Source organism: Tessaracoccus pujii, from assembly GCF_054483895.1.
In genome coordinates this window covers 104,537-119,131 of sequence record NZ_CM137012.1, presented here as the reverse complement: position 1 = coordinate 119,131, position 14,595 = coordinate 104,537, and the positions used below count along the sequence as shown (strand labels likewise).

The window sequence follows — 14,595 nt, the reverse complement described above, 5'->3', positions numbered from 1 at the left end:
ACCGGCTCCCCGGGCAGGAGTCGAACCTGCTGCGCTAATCCTGATTCAAAGAGGGTCGAGAGTGGGCCTTCTCGTCGGTTCTCGTCCCGCCTCCCCGCTCAGCTCTCCCATGGCGTCGGTTCTCATCCGCTCTCATCTGGTCCGACGGGCCGCCGTTTGTGACCAGGTTGTGACCAGGCTTGCCCTCGGGAAAAGGAGGAAGTCCCGGCCTTCGCCGTCGGGTGGCCCGGCCCACCCATAGGATGCGGGCATGGGGTTCCGCATGCGCAAGTCATTCAAGGTCATGCCGGGGGTTCGGATGACGGTCACGCCCCGGGGGGTCAGCACCTCAGTAGGCAGCAAGTACGGCCGGGTCTCGGCCCACTCAAGTGGACGTGTCACCACGAGCGCCAGCGTCCCCGGAACGGGTGTTTCCTACGTCTCCACGTCCAGCGGGGGGCGACGGAGCCCCTCCCCGAGTGCGAGGGTATCCGCCGCACAGTCCCCTGCGCCACCGAAGCCAGTAGCACCGGGATTGCTCGCGCCGAAGTGGGAGAAGGAGTTGTTCAAGGCGCTGGTGGCTCAGAACGTGGGCGCGCTGGCCGGTATCGCACATACGTACCCAGAGGCGCGCTACATATGCATGGCATTGGACGCTTTCATGTACCAGGGGCCGGACAAGGACGAGCGCGGCCGTCCGATCTTGGAAGAGCTCTGGCAGTCGGGCTTTGACCCCGAACAGGATCGGTTCATGCAGAAGTACGTGGCCAGTGCCACGACCTCAATCAGCGTCGCGCCAGGAATCAGCGCAAGCCTCCCCCTGAGCCGCCAGGCAATCGGGTTGGCTCTGGCAGAGCTACGCCAGGAGTCGGGCGACCTCGCCGGCGCAACCGACTTGGTGGAGTCATTGGAGCCCTCTACGCTCGCCGCGGTATCGCTCGCAGAGCTGTACGGTGCCCAGGCCCGATGGCAGGACGTCGTGGATCTGACGAACGGACTTGAGGGCAACGACGATTTCACCATCTTCCTCCTGACACAGCGCGGCATCGCTCTCCGCGAGCAGGGCTACTTCGAAGCAGCCCGTGAAGCGTTCAAGTCGTCGCTCTCCCGGCGCTCTCAGCCTGCTGAGCTCAGGCACTGCACGCTGATCGAGCGAGCCGCCGCCTACCAGGCTGAGGGAAAGCGGGCGATGGCCCGAAAGGACCTCGAACGAGTCTTGGCCGAGAATGCGCTGTACCCAGGCCTCAAGGAAGCTCTCGACTCGCTCTGAACCCAGCAGGGTGTTAGCGCCCGCGCAACGCGCTCGGCATCAGGCCACGATGCCCGCCAGAGCCAGCAGGGCGGTGCCGACGAACTTGGTTGTCTCGCTGGCAAAACGCCGCGGAAACAGCTGCCAGGATCTTGTGCCCCAATGACTCCTTAGTCCCGGCCTGTGCCTCGACCCTGACTGCCTCCAGGGCGCTCCTGACCGGTTCCGCGCCCTTCAGGTCCGCAGCGTCGAGCTGCCGGATCAACTCAGACACCTCGTTGACCACCTGCGCCCTCTGATCGCTGCTCAGACTCATGGTCACGTGCTGCACGTTCCCGGTGCCACCTGACTGGACCGCGCCCACCGTGCTGTTGGCAATGTATGTATCCGCCCGATTGTCGACATACGAGGCAGGTGCATGACGCATCCCCAAAACGTGAGAAACACGCCGTCCGGCCGCGGCAGCGGCGCAGCCATCGGGGGTGATTCTGGCTCGGAGGACTCCCACTTGCCGCGTTCCCAAGGTTTCAATGAGCCCCTTGCTACCCAGGTACTCGGCAGCCTCGCGGATCTCGTCGTCAGAGAATGCTGAGCCGAACGCCGATGCGTCATCATGGCCGAAGAATCCGACTAGGTGCGTGTACTCGCGATGGCCAACGAGCCACTGCAACAGCGCACCCTGGACCGCATCCCGTCGCGCCACCCCGCTGACTCTGCTGTCCCGCAGCATCCGGGTGATTCTCCGCCCCCGCGCGCTCAGGGTCATCTCGCCAGCTGCCGAGGTGTCGCGCTCCGCCAGGCCTGACCCCCTCAGATCCCGAACCACGTCAACCGCGTCGTTGACGGTCCAGCCGAGTTCGTCGGATAACTCGCCGATATGCACGACGTTCTGCGGCTTGTCGAGCGCAACCAGCAAAGCTTCACAATGCTCATCGCTGAGGCCTTCCAAGGTTGACCAATCATCCATGTTTCGACCTCTCCTCGCCTGATGGAACGTCCGCCGCAGAGTCTAGGGGCGTCAGGGAGTCACAGTGATTCCACGTGGGCCTTGACATACTCTGGCGTGAGCCGCTCAGGGTTTACTACAAGGAGATCGCCGCCGTCCAGCACCTGGCGGAAATCCACCTCAGTCATCAACTCAATGTCCTGGCCCTTGTCTTGAAGGTCGAACGCCTTCCGCGCCTTCCCTGAGTAGGACGCACCGGGCCTCAGATTCGCTGGGTTGAAGTCGCCAAGCACGAGAACGTTGGTGCGCTTAGTCGTGTTGGGTTCAGGGATTCCCCCGGCCTTGGCTACCGCCTCCCACGCAAGCTGACGGGTCATCGACATGAGTGCCCCGGTGAACACGACCACGCGCTCATAGAGATACCCGTCCGGGTCAGCGTCAGCGTTGACGTCGGGACGGACTAGTCGGCTACCGCCGCCGCCCGAGGAGACACAGACGGAGCCACGGTAGATACCCGATTCCATGCGACCGATGACGACGTGATGAGCCTTGGCCAGCTCTTCGAGCGTTGCCACCTCGGCCGCTCGCGCCATGCCAGCCACGATGCCGGCGACCGCGCGGGCGTCAGCCAGAGCGTCGTGATGATCCAAGAGCGTGGCTCCGCACGCCTCGGCTACGAATGGGAGTCGGTAGGACGGCAGACGATAGGCGCGCCGCCCAAGGACCAGGGTGCACAGGAACGAGACCCTCGGCCACTCGATGTTGTCAGCGGCGCAGGCATACCGCATCACCCCGATATCGAAACCCGCGTTGTGAGCCACCAGGACATCGGAGCCCACGAAATCGAGAAGGCGAGGTAGAATCTCGCGCCATCGTGGAGCTGACGCCACCATCTCCGGCGTGATCCCGTGGAGCGATACGTTGAACGGCGCGAACCAATCTGCGGCTTCCGGAGGTCGGATGAGCCAGTGCCGCTCATCGACGATGACCCCGCCCCGAACCTTGACCAACCCAACAGAGCAGGGCGACCCGCGATAGCTGTTCGCCGTTTCAAAGTCGATTGCGGTGAAGTCAAGCATCGAATGCCGCCAGAGGCTCCGGCACGGCCCGAGAGGCAAGCTCGATAGGCAGCTCAGCCAATTCCTGGCTCCACAACTCAGGTGGCATCATCCAGGGCGTCGTGCCGTTGCCATCCGCTGTTCTTCTGAGCCTCTCCTCCTCCGCCTTGAGCCATCGACGCCAGGCTGAGGCCAAGTAGTTGGCGACGCTGAGAGCACGGTCAGTGGGCAGGTTGAGCGCCTCCGTCGACGCGGGCACAACAGGCGTGGCCGAGAAGGTTGGACGAACGATCGCGTACTTCCGTGTGCGGCGAACGTAGTCTTCGACTGCGCTGAGGATGCGCTCCTGGTGGCGCGTTGTCTCGGTTACAAGGGCATCAATGTCCTCGGTGGTCATGGCAACGCCCGCAATAGGGAGACGATCGACGGTCGATCCGTCAGTAATGAGCACCACACGTTCTCTGGTGAGGCTATGGACCTTGCGCTGAGCAGACGGGTCGAGGTCAAGATCTAGAGCGACTGCGTTCGTGTGCTCGACATCATCTGTAGCGCCGACTCGGGTCGTGTGCCACACAGCCACCACCGACGAGTCAGGCTGGCTATCGATTACTGCAAAGCCCTGCACTGCGTTCCCCCGATTTCACTAGCGCTTCTCCGTCAGCCTAGCCCTCGGGTGCGTCACCGCCGGCGGCAGACCAGAGAACTGCCAGCTCCGGAGAATGATGAGCAGAGTGGCGTTGTCCGCTCCGCTCATGGTGTGTCCATGAACGATTACAGAGACGCCGTCACGGAGGTGCAGCACGAGGTTGCCATCCTCCCGCCTGCCATCTGCAACGGTTGCATCGAGGAGAACACGCACTCATCCGGCCGGATGCCTTGGCTGGCCAGGTTGGCGGTCATCTGCTCAGCCTGCATGCGGTCGAACCGGAGCCGCCTCACGCGGTACTCGGCGCACAGGCCGAGCGCTGGGAAGCTCTTCAGCGCTTTGTGGCCAAGGACCAAGTTGGGCCGGTCCCATCCGGAACGGGGGACCGGCCCAACGTCTTGTCAGACCTGAGTCTGAGCTCCCCGGGCAGGAGTCGAACCTGCTGCGCTAATCCTGATTCAAAGTCAGGCGGGCCCTACCGAAAGACCAACCGGGGAACGGCCCCGGAGGGCCTCGACTGAGTCTATACAGCCTCAACCCTGGGCGACCACCCGCGGTGAGCGCATCCGGCTCCGCCCAGCTCGGCGCTCTAGAAAGTCGTGAAAGAAAATGTTGGCCGGAGCGATCCTGGAGGCCGAAATTGTCAGAGGTCCTTTCTATCGTCAAGGGCATGAAGACAACGGAGGCGCAGCACCTCGCAGACCAGCTGCGCGCCAATCGGATCACGAAACGACGAGCCGAAGCCGACGAGCTACGGCTGGTCTCCCAGCTGGCCGTGGGCTATCACCTCGACACCGAAGATGCGGTCCACGAGGCCCTCTACGAGCAGGACCTCCAGGTCGGCGGCGAGGGATGCCCACTGATCTCGGAGTGGTTCGGCCTCGAACTGGCCGGGCTTCTGGGCTGCACCACCCGCCAGGCCGTCAGCCTGACCGGCCGCGCCCTCAACCTTCGCTACCGGCACCCCACGCTGTGGACCGCCGTCCAACAGCTTCAGGTAGATCCCCACCGCGCCGCCGCGGCCGCCGGTCGCTGCGAATCGCTCCCCCAGGAGGTGGCCGACACCCTGTCCACGCGCTGGTTGAAGCAGCAGCACCGGCTCAGCTGGACGGCGTCGATGAACCTGATCGACAAGCTGATCATCGACGTCGCTCCCCAGCTCGCCGCCGAGGAAGAACGCAGGACCCTGGAGGCCCGGCACGTGTCGATCTACGCGTACCGCGAGGGCTCCATGCAGGTCTCGGCCCAGCTCGACGTTCTGGACGCCAAGTACCTCGACGCCGCCATCGAGCAGATCGCCGCACTCCTCCCGGCCGCGGACCCGACCGCCGCCGGCGTCTCCAAGGCCGAGCTACGAGCCCGGGCGCTGGGCGCTCTGGCCCACCCCGCCTATGCGCTGGCGCTGCAGCAGCAGGCCGCCGCTCAGCCGGCCCTCATCGACGGCGCCTCCCCAGGTCCCACCGCAGACCAGGATCCCGACGCGGAGCGCCACCGTCCATACCCCGCGGGCTGCACCGGGCACACCTGCGGAACCATCACCACGCCGCTGGAGAAGCTCCGTCCCGTCACTCAGGTGTTCGTCCACATCCCGGCCGCAGCTCTGGCCGGCCTGGAGGGCCCAGCCCGCGTCGAAGGCGCCGGCGTCCTCACGCAGGAAACGCTGCGCCTCCTCCTCGGCGACAAGCAGCTTGTGGTCCGCCCAGTCATCGACCTGCCGGGGATTCCGGCCGAGGATCCCTACCGCCCCAGCCACAGGCTCCGCGAGGCGGTGATCCAGATCTTCCCCACCGACGCCTTCCCCTACTCCCAGACGCCCAGCCGCGGCCTGGAGCAGGACCACACCGTGGCGTACCGGGCTTCCGGGCCACCTGGACAGACCCGGACAGGCAACCTCGCGCCACTGAGGAAGCGCGTGCACCGGGCCAAGACCGCCGGCCACTGGCTCGCCCACCTGCAGAGTCCAGGCTGTGTGCTGTGGCGCAGCCCACTCGGCTACCTCTATCGCGTCACCCCGCACGGCACCGTCGCCCTCGACTGATCCGCGCACCACAGCCCACTTGGCTCAGCCCGCCACCGAACCGGTGAGCGGGCCACGAGCGCGCGCCTGATCGCGCTGTGACTTATCCCCAGCCCGCGAAGCCGTCCGGGACATCGCCATGTGTGCGGCCCAGAGTGGGGGCACACTCGAATCTCTGAAGGGAGATCAACTCATGGACAAAGTGCGCTGCTTCGGGGCCAACGACGAGCTGTACCGGGCCTATCACGACGACGAATGGGGACGCCGGGTGCCGGACTCGCCGGACGAGCGCGCTCTGTTCGAGCGCCTCTGTCTGGAGGGATTCCAGGCGGGCCTGTCCTGGCTGACCATCCTCCGCAAGCGCGCCGCGTTCCGTGCCGCGTTCGCCGGCTTCGAGCCCGCCGTCGTGGCGGAGTTCGACGAGGACGATGTGGAGCGGCTCATGGCCGATGCGGGGATCGTGCGCAACCGCGCCAAGATCACCGCGGTCATCGACAACGCTCAGGCCCTGCTCGCCCTGCACGACGACGGGCGACGGCTGGCAGACCTCATCGCGGAGCATGCACCCGAGGCGCGGGAGCATCCCCCGCTCACGTTCGCGGATGTGCCGTCCCAGACCCCTGGGACAGTGGCCCTGAGCAAGCTGCTGAAGGGCCAGGGGTTCCGCTTCGTCGGGCCCACAACCCTCTACGCGCTCATGCAGGCGGTGGGCCTGGCGGATGACCACATCCAGGGTTGTTGGCTGGCGAGGACGGCCCCCTGAACGCGCCTGAGGCCGGCCCCGCACAGGGACCGGCCTCCACGCTCAGAGGGGGGCTGAGTCACTTCTTGGACTTCTTCGACTTCTTGGCCACCTTCTTGGCATCCTTCTTCGCAGACTTGGCCACCTTGTCGGCCTTCTTCGCGACCTTTTTGTCCTTCTTCGCCATGATTTCACCTCCTGTACGTCAATAGCTCGTTGACACTCTGAGTCAACCACCAGGAGACACTCCTGTCAAGACTTCATTGACGCGTGTCGCGGGTTACGATGCCACCATGGCGGACAAGGGTCAGGCAGAGGCGCGGACGACGGCGCTGGCAGCGCTCGATGCCGCGCGCCTTGCCCGCGAAGCGGCGGACGCGGCCGAGAGCGCGGCCGTCAGGGACGCGCGCACCGCCGGCGCCTCGTGGTCACGCATCGGGGAGTTGTACGGCCTGACGAAGCAAGGGGCGCAACAACGCTTCAAGAAAGCCACAGACGGCGGCTGAGCCGGCACGGGCGGAAGGCGGCGTCCGGTCGACGTGTGTCGCGACGTGCGAGAATGGCACACGTGTCCACCCGCCAACCCGCCCGCGCACGACGTCCTCGCACCAGGATGACGTCTGCGCAGCGCCGTGAGCAGCTGCTGGAGATCGCACGCGAGCTGTTCGCGGAGCGCGGATTCGAGGGGACCTCCGTCGAGGAAATCGCAGCCCGCGCCGGGGTCTCCAAGCCTGTCGTCTACGAGCACTTCGGCGGCAAGGAGGGCGCCTACGCCGTCGTGGTGGACCGAGAGACGCAGGTCCTCCACACGTCCATCCGCACGGCGCTGACCACGCCCGGGGCCGGTTCCCGGGAGCTGCTGGAGCGCGGCGCCATGGCCCTTCTGGACTACATCGACCGCTGTCCAGACGGCTTCCGCATCCTCTCGCGGGACTCGTCGACGGGACAGCCGAGCGGCTCCTTCGCCTCCATCCTCAGCGACATCGCCGCGCAGGTCGAGGACATCCTCGCAGGCGAGTTCGAGCGCAGCGGCCACGATCCGCAGTTCGCCGGCCTGTATGCGCAGGCCCTCGTCGGCCTCGTGGCACAGACCGGCCAACAGTGGCTGGAGCACCGCGAGCCGCCTCGCGACGTGGTGACCCGCCACCTGATCAACCTGGCCTGGAACGGCATGGCCCACCTCCAGACCGAGCCGCGGCTCATCATGGAGAGCATCGACCGTCGCCGCAACGGCACGCCCGAGGATGAGGATCAGGCAGACCCGAGCAGCAACCGCCTCAGGTAGCCGGCCAACCGCGCCCTGTCCTCGGCCGTCCAGGAGACCAGCAACTCCTCCTCCACCCGCACCAGCGACACCAGCGCGGCATCGACGAGCGCCAGCCCGGCGGGCGTCAACGTGACCAGCATCCCCCGACCGTCGTCGGGGTCCGGATCTCTGGTCACCGCGCCGCGCGCCACCAGTCGGTCCACCCGATTCGTCATGGTGCCGGACGTCACGTGCGTCTCCCGCAGCAGCTGCCCAGGGGAGAGCCGGTACGGCTCGCCCGCGCGACGCAGCGCGGCCAGCACGTCGAACTCCCATCCCTCGATGGCGTGGACCGCGAAGGCCCGCTTGCGATGGTCGGCCAGGATGCCTGACAGCCGGTCCACGCGGGACCAGATGTGCATGGGCTCGAGGACCAGATCGCCGCGCTCGCGCGACCAGGCCGTGACGACCTCGTCGACCTCGTCGCTCATCCGAGAACCTGCGCTCCCTGCACGGGTCCGTAGGCACGCCTCACGGCGCGCACCCCGCTGAACACGCCGAGCGTCTCGGCCAGTTCGTGGCTGTGTGCGTCCGAGCCTGCCAGGAACGCGCAGGTGGGCCCCGAGCCGCTGACTACCGCGCCCAGCGCGCCGGCGGCGAGCCCGATCTCGAGCGTGCGGGCCAGCGTGGGCTGCAGCGATATGGCGGCGCGCTCGAGGTCGTTGACCAGTGCCGCGCCGACAGCGGGTGCGTCCCCGGCGCGCAGGGCCTCCAGTAGGGCAACGGGGATGGCCGTGTCCTGGGGCCCGGTCATGCGGTCGAACTCCTTGAACACCGCCGGGGTGGACAGGCCGGTGTGCGAGAGGGCGAGTGTCCAGTGGAAGGTGCCGCTGGACATCACCGGCGTCAGCGTCTCACCGCGGCCCGTGCCGATGGCGGTGCCCCCAAGGAGCAGGAACGGAACGTCCGACCCCAGCTGCGCGGCCAGGTCGTGCAGGTCCTCGCGCGTGGCGCCCAGATCCCACAGCGCGTTGCAGGCCACGAGGACAGCCGCCGCGTCGGCCGAGCCGCCGGCCATGCCGCCGGCCACGGGGATCCGCTTGCGGATCTGCAGCGTCACGCCCAAGTCCGGGCGCCCGAACCGCGCCGCGAGGAGCTTCGCGGAGCGCATGGCGAGGTTGGTGTCGTCGACGGGCAGGAATCCGGCGCCCTCGCCCTGGAAGGAGAGCCGGAAACTGCCCGCAGGGGCGGACTCAGCGGTCACCTCGTCGCCGAGGGAGACGGCCTGGAAGACGGTGCCCAAAGCGTGATAGCCCTGCTCGTCGGTCCCGCCGACCCGCAGGGCGAGGTTCACTTTCGCGGGGACGCGAACCCTGACCGTCGTCACGCCTTGAACCTAGCGCACTCGGGCGCTGGCGCCCAGCGTGTTCGTCAGCGCATCCGCCCCGTGAACTGCTCGGCGATCGCGGCGAACTGCGCCACGCCCAGCATCTCCCCCCGCAGCTGTGGATCCACCCCTGCGGCGTCGATGAGGTCCGACGCCGACAAACCCGCCCCCGCCAGCCCCGACAGGGCCGCACGCAGCATCTTGCGACGCTGGGAGAAGGCCGCGTCGATCACCCGGAACGTGTCCTCCCGCGAGGCCGTGGCGGCCGGGGCGGGTCGCCTTGCGATCCGGACCAACCCTGAATCGACATTCGGCACCGGCCAGAACACCTTCGGCGGCACGGTCCCCACGCGCACGGCCTCCGCGTACCAGGCCACCTTGGCGCTCGGCACGCCGTAGACCTTGCTACCCGGGGGAGCGACCACCCGGTCCGCCACCTCCAGCTGCACCATCACCAGACCGTGCTGCCAGCCCGGGAACAGTTCCAGCATGCGCAGCAGCACCGGCACAGAGACGTTGTAGGGAAGGTTGGCCACCAGCGACGTCGGCCCGGGTCCCGGCAGTGCGTCCACCTGGAGCGCGTCGGCGCTGACCACAGTGAGCCGGGCGGCCGCGTCGTCGCCCATCCGCTCCTGGACGGTCCGCTCCAGGCGTTGGGCGAGCCGCTCCTCGATCTCGACGGCCACCACCCGGGCACCCGCCTCGAGCAGCCCGAGCGTGAGGGAGCCGAGGCCGGGCCCGATCTCCAGCACCACATCCTCGGCCGTCACGCCGGACAAGGCGACGATCCGGCGCACGGTATTGGGGTCGACGACGAAGTTCTGGCCCCGTTGTTTCGTGGGGCGCAGATCCAGCTCAGCCGCGATGCGCCGCACCGACGCGGGGTCCAACAATCCGAGCTCAGGCATCGGAGCCCCAGTGCCCGTACGCCGCAGCGGTATTGGCCACGATCTGGTCACAGAATTCCGCGAGCTCCACACCCAGCAGATCCGCCATGAACCGCACGGTGTGCGGCAGCAGGTAGGGCGCGTTGGCCCTGCCCCGCTGGGGCGCGGGGGTGAGATACGGCGCGTCGGTCTCGACCAGGATCCGGTCCGGCGGGGTGGCGAGCGCAGCCTCGCGCAGCGCACCGGCCGACCCGAACGTCACCACGCCGGGAAACGACAGGAACGCGCCGCGCTCGACACAGCGCCGGGCGAAGTCCGCATCCCCGGAGAAGCAGTGCATCACCACACGTTCGGGAACCCCCTCGTCGTCGAGGACGCGCAGCACGTCATCGTGGGCGTCGCGGTCGTGGATCATCAGCGTCCTGCCGTGAACCTTGGCCCACCCGATGTGCTCCCGGAAGGAGCGCTCCTGTGCGCCGCGACCCTCGGGCTCCCGCGTCCGGTAGTAGTCCAGTCCGGTCTCCCCCACCGCCGCCACCACAGGCAGCGCGACGAGCGGCTCCAGCTCGGCGAGCACGGCGGCCAGCCCCGACTCGCCGTCGCGCAGGAACGTGCGGGCGGCGTCGTTGGGGTGCAGCGCCACCGCGGCCCGCACCGACGGCTCCGCCGTGGCCAGCTCGACGGCGAACCGCGCGGACTCCGGGTCGCAGCCCACCTCGATCACCCGCGTCACCCCCACCTCGGCGGCGAGCCGCAGCGAATCGGCGGGCTGCAGCCCGGAGTACTGCGCCGTGGTCCACAGGTGCGTGTGGTTGTCGACGACAGGGCGCGGCAGCGCCTCCGGAAGCCGGGGTAGGTCGAGGGCCTCGAGGGGGTTCACTGCGGGATCTCCTTGTCCGCCAACGCGGCTGCGTACAGTTCCTTGCGATTGGCGCCGGTGAGCCGGGCCACGTCCGCCACCGCCTCTGACAGTCTCGCACCGCCGGCCCTGGCCTGCCGAACCAGCGCCAGCGCGTCCTCCGCCGATTCGGTCGCGGCCTCGGCGCCGCCGATCACCACCGTCACCTCGCCCCGCACGCCGTTCGAGGCCCACACGGCCAGCTCCGCCAACGGGCCGCGGACCACCTCCTCGAACGGCTTGGTGAGCTCGCGGCACACCGCGCCCGCTCGGCCCTCGCCCAGCTCGCGGGCAGCGTCGCGCAGGAACTCCTCCAGCCGGTGGGGCGCCTCGAAGAACACCATCGTGCGCTCCTCGGTCGCCAGGCCGGCCAGCCGCCTGCTGCGCTCCCCTGCCTTGCGCGGCAGGAATCCCTCGAAGCAGAACCGGTCCACGGGTAGGCCGGAGACCGCCAGCGCGGTCAGCACCGCCGACGGCCCCGGGACCGCGGTGACCCGGAGGCCGGCGTCGACGCACGCCACGACGAGCCGGTATCCCGGGTCGCTCACCGACGGCATGCCCGCGTCCGTGACCAGCACCACCCGCCGACCTGCCGCGACGGCGGTGACGAGCTCTGCGGTCCGGGCGATCTCGTTGCCCTCGAAGTAGCTGAGCACCCGGCCCTGCGGGTCGATGCCGAGCCGTTTGGTCAGGAGCAGGAACCGACGGGTGTCCTCGGCCGCGATGACGTCCGCGGCCACCAGGACGTCGCGCAGGGTCTGGCTGGCGTCGTCGGACGAGCCGATGGGCGTGGCGGCCAGGATCAGGGCTCCGTCAGGGAGGGGGTGCATGGCCTCAGCCTATGATGCCTGTGTGCTGACGACCCTCCAGGCTCTCGACGACGGCCGCCTCCGGGACCGGACCGTCGGCTGGATCGTCACCCTGGGCATCACGGCGATGGCCTTCCTGCTGCGCCTCTACAACCTCGGCACACCGCATGCCCTCATGTTCGACGAGACCTACTACGCCAAGGACGCCTGGGCGATCCTGCAGTCGGGCTACGAGCGGCAGTGGGTCGACGACGCCAACGACATGATCCTCGCCGGGGACCTGTCGGGCATGAAGGAGGCTGCGGCCTACATCGTCCATCCGCCGGTGGGCAAGCTGCTCATCGCGGCCGGCGAGGCCATGTTCGGCATGAACCCCTTCGGGTGGCGGTTCATGGCCGTGGTGTTCGGCACGCTGCTGGTGTTCTTCACCATCCGGATGGCCAGACGGCTGTCGCGCTCCACCCTGATCGGCGGGGTGGCGGGGCTGCTGCTCACGTTCGACGGACTGGCGTTCATGATGAGCCGGATCGCGCTGCTCGACATCTTCCAGGCCACGTTCGCGGTGGCCGGGGTCGCGGCGCTGGTGGCGGACCGCGACTGGTTCCGGCACAGGCTGGCGGACCATCTGCGCAGCAGGGGCCTCCCGGACCTCGGGGGCTCGTTCGGGCCGCTCCTGCTCTGGCGTCCGTGGCGCCTGGCGGCGGGGCTGATGTTCGCCCTGTCCGTGTCGGTGAAGTGGAACTCGCTGTTCCTCATCGCCGTCTTCGGGATCCTCGTGGTGTTCTGGGACGTGGGCGCGCGACGCCTCGCCGGCGCGGGCCGGAGGCAGTGGTGGTCGCTGCTGGTGGACGCACCCATGGCGTTCGTCAATCTCGTCGTGGTGGCGGTCCCCGTCTACCTGGCCTCCTGGTTCCGCTGGCTGCAGACCGACGGCGGCTACTACCGGGGGTGGGGCGCCGACAATCCGGACGACCGGGTGGTTCAGCGGTTCGGTGAGGCGCTGGGTTCGCTGTGGCATTACCACGTGGAGATGTACCGCTTCCACACCGGCGACGGGATGATGGTCGACGCCACACACTCCTACGAGGCGCACCCGGCCGGTTGGCTGTTCCTGCAGCGCCCCATCGCCATCTACGCGATCAACGACATCCAGCCCGGGGATCAGGGCTGCGAGGCCGTCGGTACCACCTGCGTGAGCATCGTCAACGGCATCGGCACACCGCTCCTCTGGTGGGCGGCGGCGCTGGCGCTCGGCGCCGGCCTCGTCTGGTGGGTGATGGGCCGCGACTGGCGCTTCGCCGTGCCGCTGCTGGCCGTGGCGGCCACCTACGTACCGTGGTTCCGCTACGCCGGGCGCCCACTGTTCTTCTTCTACGCCATCATGATCATCCCGTTCAGCGCCACCGCGCTCGCCATGGCGATGGGCAAGGTGCTCGGCCCCGCGCACCACCCGCGTCGACGCTGGCGTGCGATGGCGGTGGGCGTGCTGCTCGCCCTCATCATCCTCAACTTCGCGTTCTTCTACCCCATCCTCACCGCCGAGGTCATGACCCGGCCGGCGTGGCTCCTGCGGATGTGGTTCGGTAACGCCTGGATCTAGTGTCCTGAGCCATCGCGGTGCCTGAGGAGCCGTGACCCGTACGCCCGCATGCGGCTCAGCCTGGGCAGCGCGTTGACGGGCGAGCCGTCGCCCAGCAGCAGGCCGGCCAGGTAGTAACCGCTGGCGGTGCCGTTCATCAGTTCGCCGCGACCGTTGCCGCGCGCGTAGAACCCGCCCGGGATCGCGGAGGCGCCGACGACGGGGCGGCCGTGATCGCTGGGATCGATGGCGAGGTGGCCGGTCTCCACCGCCGATGCGCCCAACTCGGTGGCCGCCCAGGTGACCAGCTCCGCGGCGGCGGCGTCGATCGACGAGAGCGTGACCTTCTGGCCCAGCACCATCACGCGCTCCCCCAGAGGCCGGATCATCCACGCCTGCCCGGAGGCGTGGAGGCTGATCTCACTCACGGGGCGGGCGGGGCGGCAGTGCACGACGGGGACCCACTGGGCGGGGCCGACGCGGGCCACCCGGCCCCAGGGACTGACTCCGAGCGTGTCGATGACGGCCACGCCGCTGACCGTCCCCAGCTCCCGAACCCAGGCCAGGTTGTTGCGGAATCCGACGCGCGTAAGGCCCTCGACGCGCCTGAGGTGGGTGACGGTCACGCTGTGCACCACCTGCGCGCCCGCGTCCACGGCTGCGGCGCGTAGCGCCATCGCGTAGGCCAGGGGGTCGACGCTCAGCGCAGTGGTGAGGAGGATGGCGCCGTCGCGACCGGGAACCACCGTCGCGTCCACCCCCGCGGCCCGGTACATGTCGGCCAGTTTTCGTGTCTCGCGGTCGTCCCCGCCCGGCAGCGACCCGTCGCGGAGCGGCATCGACGCCACCTCCGGGTAGATCTGCCTGATCTCCGCCATCGCCGCGACATTGCGGCGGGCATGTTCCAGGACCCCCTCTGCGCCGTAGGCGTGGGCCATCGCGGCCACCGTCGACGCGTGCCCCACCGCCGCGACCCCGTGCCCGATCGCGGCGCTTCGAAACTCCTGATTGGGGTCGAGCACCAGCACGTCGTAGCCCTCCGTCGCCAGACGGCGGGCCACTGTCAGTCCCGCGACGCTCGCCCCCAGGACCACCACGTCGTGCGCCATGGGCCCAGCCTAACCCGTGACCGTCCGCGGGTGCCGGTGCGGG

General features: G+C 68.5%; 15 protein-coding genes, 1 tRNA gene and 1 pseudogene. 7 read left to right on the top strand and 10 right to left on the bottom strand.

Translation table 11 applies throughout. From position 1 onward, the window contains the following. Positions 1-250: 250 nt before the first annotated feature. Positions 251-406 (top strand): annotated as a pseudogene (locus ACX1D0_RS00550) (DUF4236 domain-containing protein); the annotation flags it as partial. Positions 407-514: 108 nt separating this feature from the next. Continuing rightward, positions 515-1,249: a tetratricopeptide repeat protein gene (locus ACX1D0_RS00545; RefSeq protein ID WP_459020469.1), complete on the top strand. Its 735-nt coding sequence runs from the start codon at positions 515-517 to the stop codon at positions 1,247-1,249. Positions 1,250-1,262: 13 nt separating this feature from the next. On the opposite strand, the gene ACX1D0_RS00540 is transcribed toward ACX1D0_RS00545, so the two are convergent. The 4 genes from ACX1D0_RS00540 to ACX1D0_RS00525 all read right to left on the bottom strand — a co-directional run bounded on the left by ACX1D0_RS00540 (position 1,263) and on the right by ACX1D0_RS00525 (position 4,375). After that, positions 1,263-2,195, bottom strand: coding sequence for a hypothetical protein (locus tag ACX1D0_RS00540; protein ID WP_459018971.1), 933 nt, complete (start codon positions 2,193-2,195; stop codon positions 1,263-1,265). A gap of 59 nt (positions 2,196-2,254) precedes the next feature. Continuing rightward, positions 2,255-3,253 (bottom strand): exonuclease domain-containing protein, encoded by a 999-nt coding sequence (locus ACX1D0_RS00535; protein ID WP_459018970.1) that lies wholly within the window; start codon positions 3,251-3,253, stop codon positions 2,255-2,257. Then, on the bottom strand, positions 3,246-3,629 hold the full coding sequence (locus ACX1D0_RS00530; protein ID WP_459018969.1) for a hypothetical protein: 384 nt from the start codon (positions 3,627-3,629) through the stop codon (positions 3,246-3,248). The genes ACX1D0_RS00535 and ACX1D0_RS00530 overlap by 8 nt, the downstream gene beginning before the upstream one ends. A gap of 667 nt (positions 3,630-4,296) precedes the next feature. After that, positions 4,297-4,375: transfer RNA gene (locus ACX1D0_RS00525), tRNA-Gln, on the bottom strand. 173 nt (positions 4,376-4,548) lie between these two features. Here ACX1D0_RS00525 and ACX1D0_RS00520 point away from each other — a divergent pair. From ACX1D0_RS00520 to ACX1D0_RS00505, 4 genes are all read left to right on the top strand, one after another. After that, complete coding sequence (locus ACX1D0_RS00520; protein ID WP_459018968.1) at positions 4,549-5,916, top strand: 13E12 repeat family protein; 1,368 nt, start codon at positions 4,549-4,551, stop codon at positions 5,914-5,916. A 172-nt stretch (positions 5,917-6,088) separates the two neighbouring features. Further along, the gene (locus ACX1D0_RS00515; protein WP_459018967.1) at positions 6,089-6,658 is read left to right on the top strand and encodes a DNA-3-methyladenine glycosylase I; all 570 of its coding nucleotides are present in this window, start codon (positions 6,089-6,091) and stop codon (positions 6,656-6,658) included. Between the two features lie 272 nt (positions 6,659-6,930). Further along, positions 6,931-7,143, top strand: coding sequence for a hypothetical protein (locus ACX1D0_RS00510; RefSeq protein ID WP_459018966.1), 213 nt, complete (start codon positions 6,931-6,933; stop codon positions 7,141-7,143). Positions 7,144-7,250: 107 nt separating this feature from the next. Then, on the top strand, positions 7,251-7,922 hold the full coding sequence (locus ACX1D0_RS00505; RefSeq protein ID WP_459020467.1) for a TetR/AcrR family transcriptional regulator: 672 nt from the start codon (positions 7,251-7,253) through the stop codon (positions 7,920-7,922). Here the strand turns inward: ACX1D0_RS00505 and ACX1D0_RS00500 are convergent. Genes ACX1D0_RS00500 through rsmI form a run of 5 tightly spaced genes read right to left on the bottom strand, consistent with a single transcriptional unit; the run spans position 7,889 to position 11,885 of the window. Next, positions 7,889-8,374, bottom strand: a complete 486-nt coding sequence (locus ACX1D0_RS00500; RefSeq protein WP_459018965.1) for a MarR family winged helix-turn-helix transcriptional regulator — start codon at positions 8,372-8,374, stop codon at positions 7,889-7,891. The genes ACX1D0_RS00505 and ACX1D0_RS00500 overlap by 34 nt on opposite strands. Beyond that, positions 8,371-9,270, bottom strand: a complete 900-nt coding sequence (locus ACX1D0_RS00495; RefSeq protein WP_459018964.1) for a 4-(cytidine 5'-diphospho)-2-C-methyl-D-erythritol kinase — start codon at positions 9,268-9,270, stop codon at positions 8,371-8,373. The genes ACX1D0_RS00500 and ACX1D0_RS00495 overlap by 4 nt, the downstream gene beginning before the upstream one ends. A 44-nt stretch (positions 9,271-9,314) precedes the next feature. Further along, entirely contained in the window at positions 9,315-10,178 is an 864-nt protein-coding gene (rsmA, locus tag ACX1D0_RS00490; protein ID WP_459018963.1) for a 16S rRNA (adenine(1518)-N(6)/adenine(1519)-N(6))-dimethyltransferase RsmA, read from the bottom strand. After that, complete coding sequence (locus ACX1D0_RS00485; protein WP_459018962.1) at positions 10,171-11,037, bottom strand: TatD family hydrolase; 867 nt, start codon at positions 11,035-11,037, stop codon at positions 10,171-10,173. Before ACX1D0_RS00485 ends, rsmA begins: the two co-directional genes overlap by 8 nt. After that, positions 11,034-11,885 carry a 16S rRNA (cytidine(1402)-2'-O)-methyltransferase gene (gene rsmI, locus ACX1D0_RS00480; protein ID WP_459018961.1) on the bottom strand — a complete coding sequence of 284 codons (852 nt, stop codon included), beginning with the start codon at positions 11,883-11,885 and terminating at the stop codon, positions 11,034-11,036. The genes ACX1D0_RS00485 and rsmI overlap by 4 nt, the downstream gene beginning before the upstream one ends. Positions 11,886-11,910: 25 nt before the next feature. On the opposite strand from rsmI, the gene ACX1D0_RS00475 reads away from it, so the two are divergent. Then, the gene (locus tag ACX1D0_RS00475) at positions 11,911-13,464 is read left to right on the top strand and encodes a dolichyl-phosphate-mannose--protein mannosyltransferase (RefSeq protein ID WP_459020466.1); all 1,554 of its coding nucleotides are present in this window, start codon (positions 11,911-11,913) and stop codon (positions 13,462-13,464) included. Here the strand turns inward: ACX1D0_RS00475 and ACX1D0_RS00470 are convergent. Next, complete coding sequence (locus ACX1D0_RS00470) at positions 13,461-14,552, bottom strand: FAD-dependent oxidoreductase (protein ID WP_459018960.1); 1,092 nt, start codon at positions 14,550-14,552, stop codon at positions 13,461-13,463. The two genes, ACX1D0_RS00475 and ACX1D0_RS00470, sit on opposite strands and share 4 nt — an antisense overlap. Between the last annotated feature and the right edge of the window lie 43 nt (positions 14,553-14,595).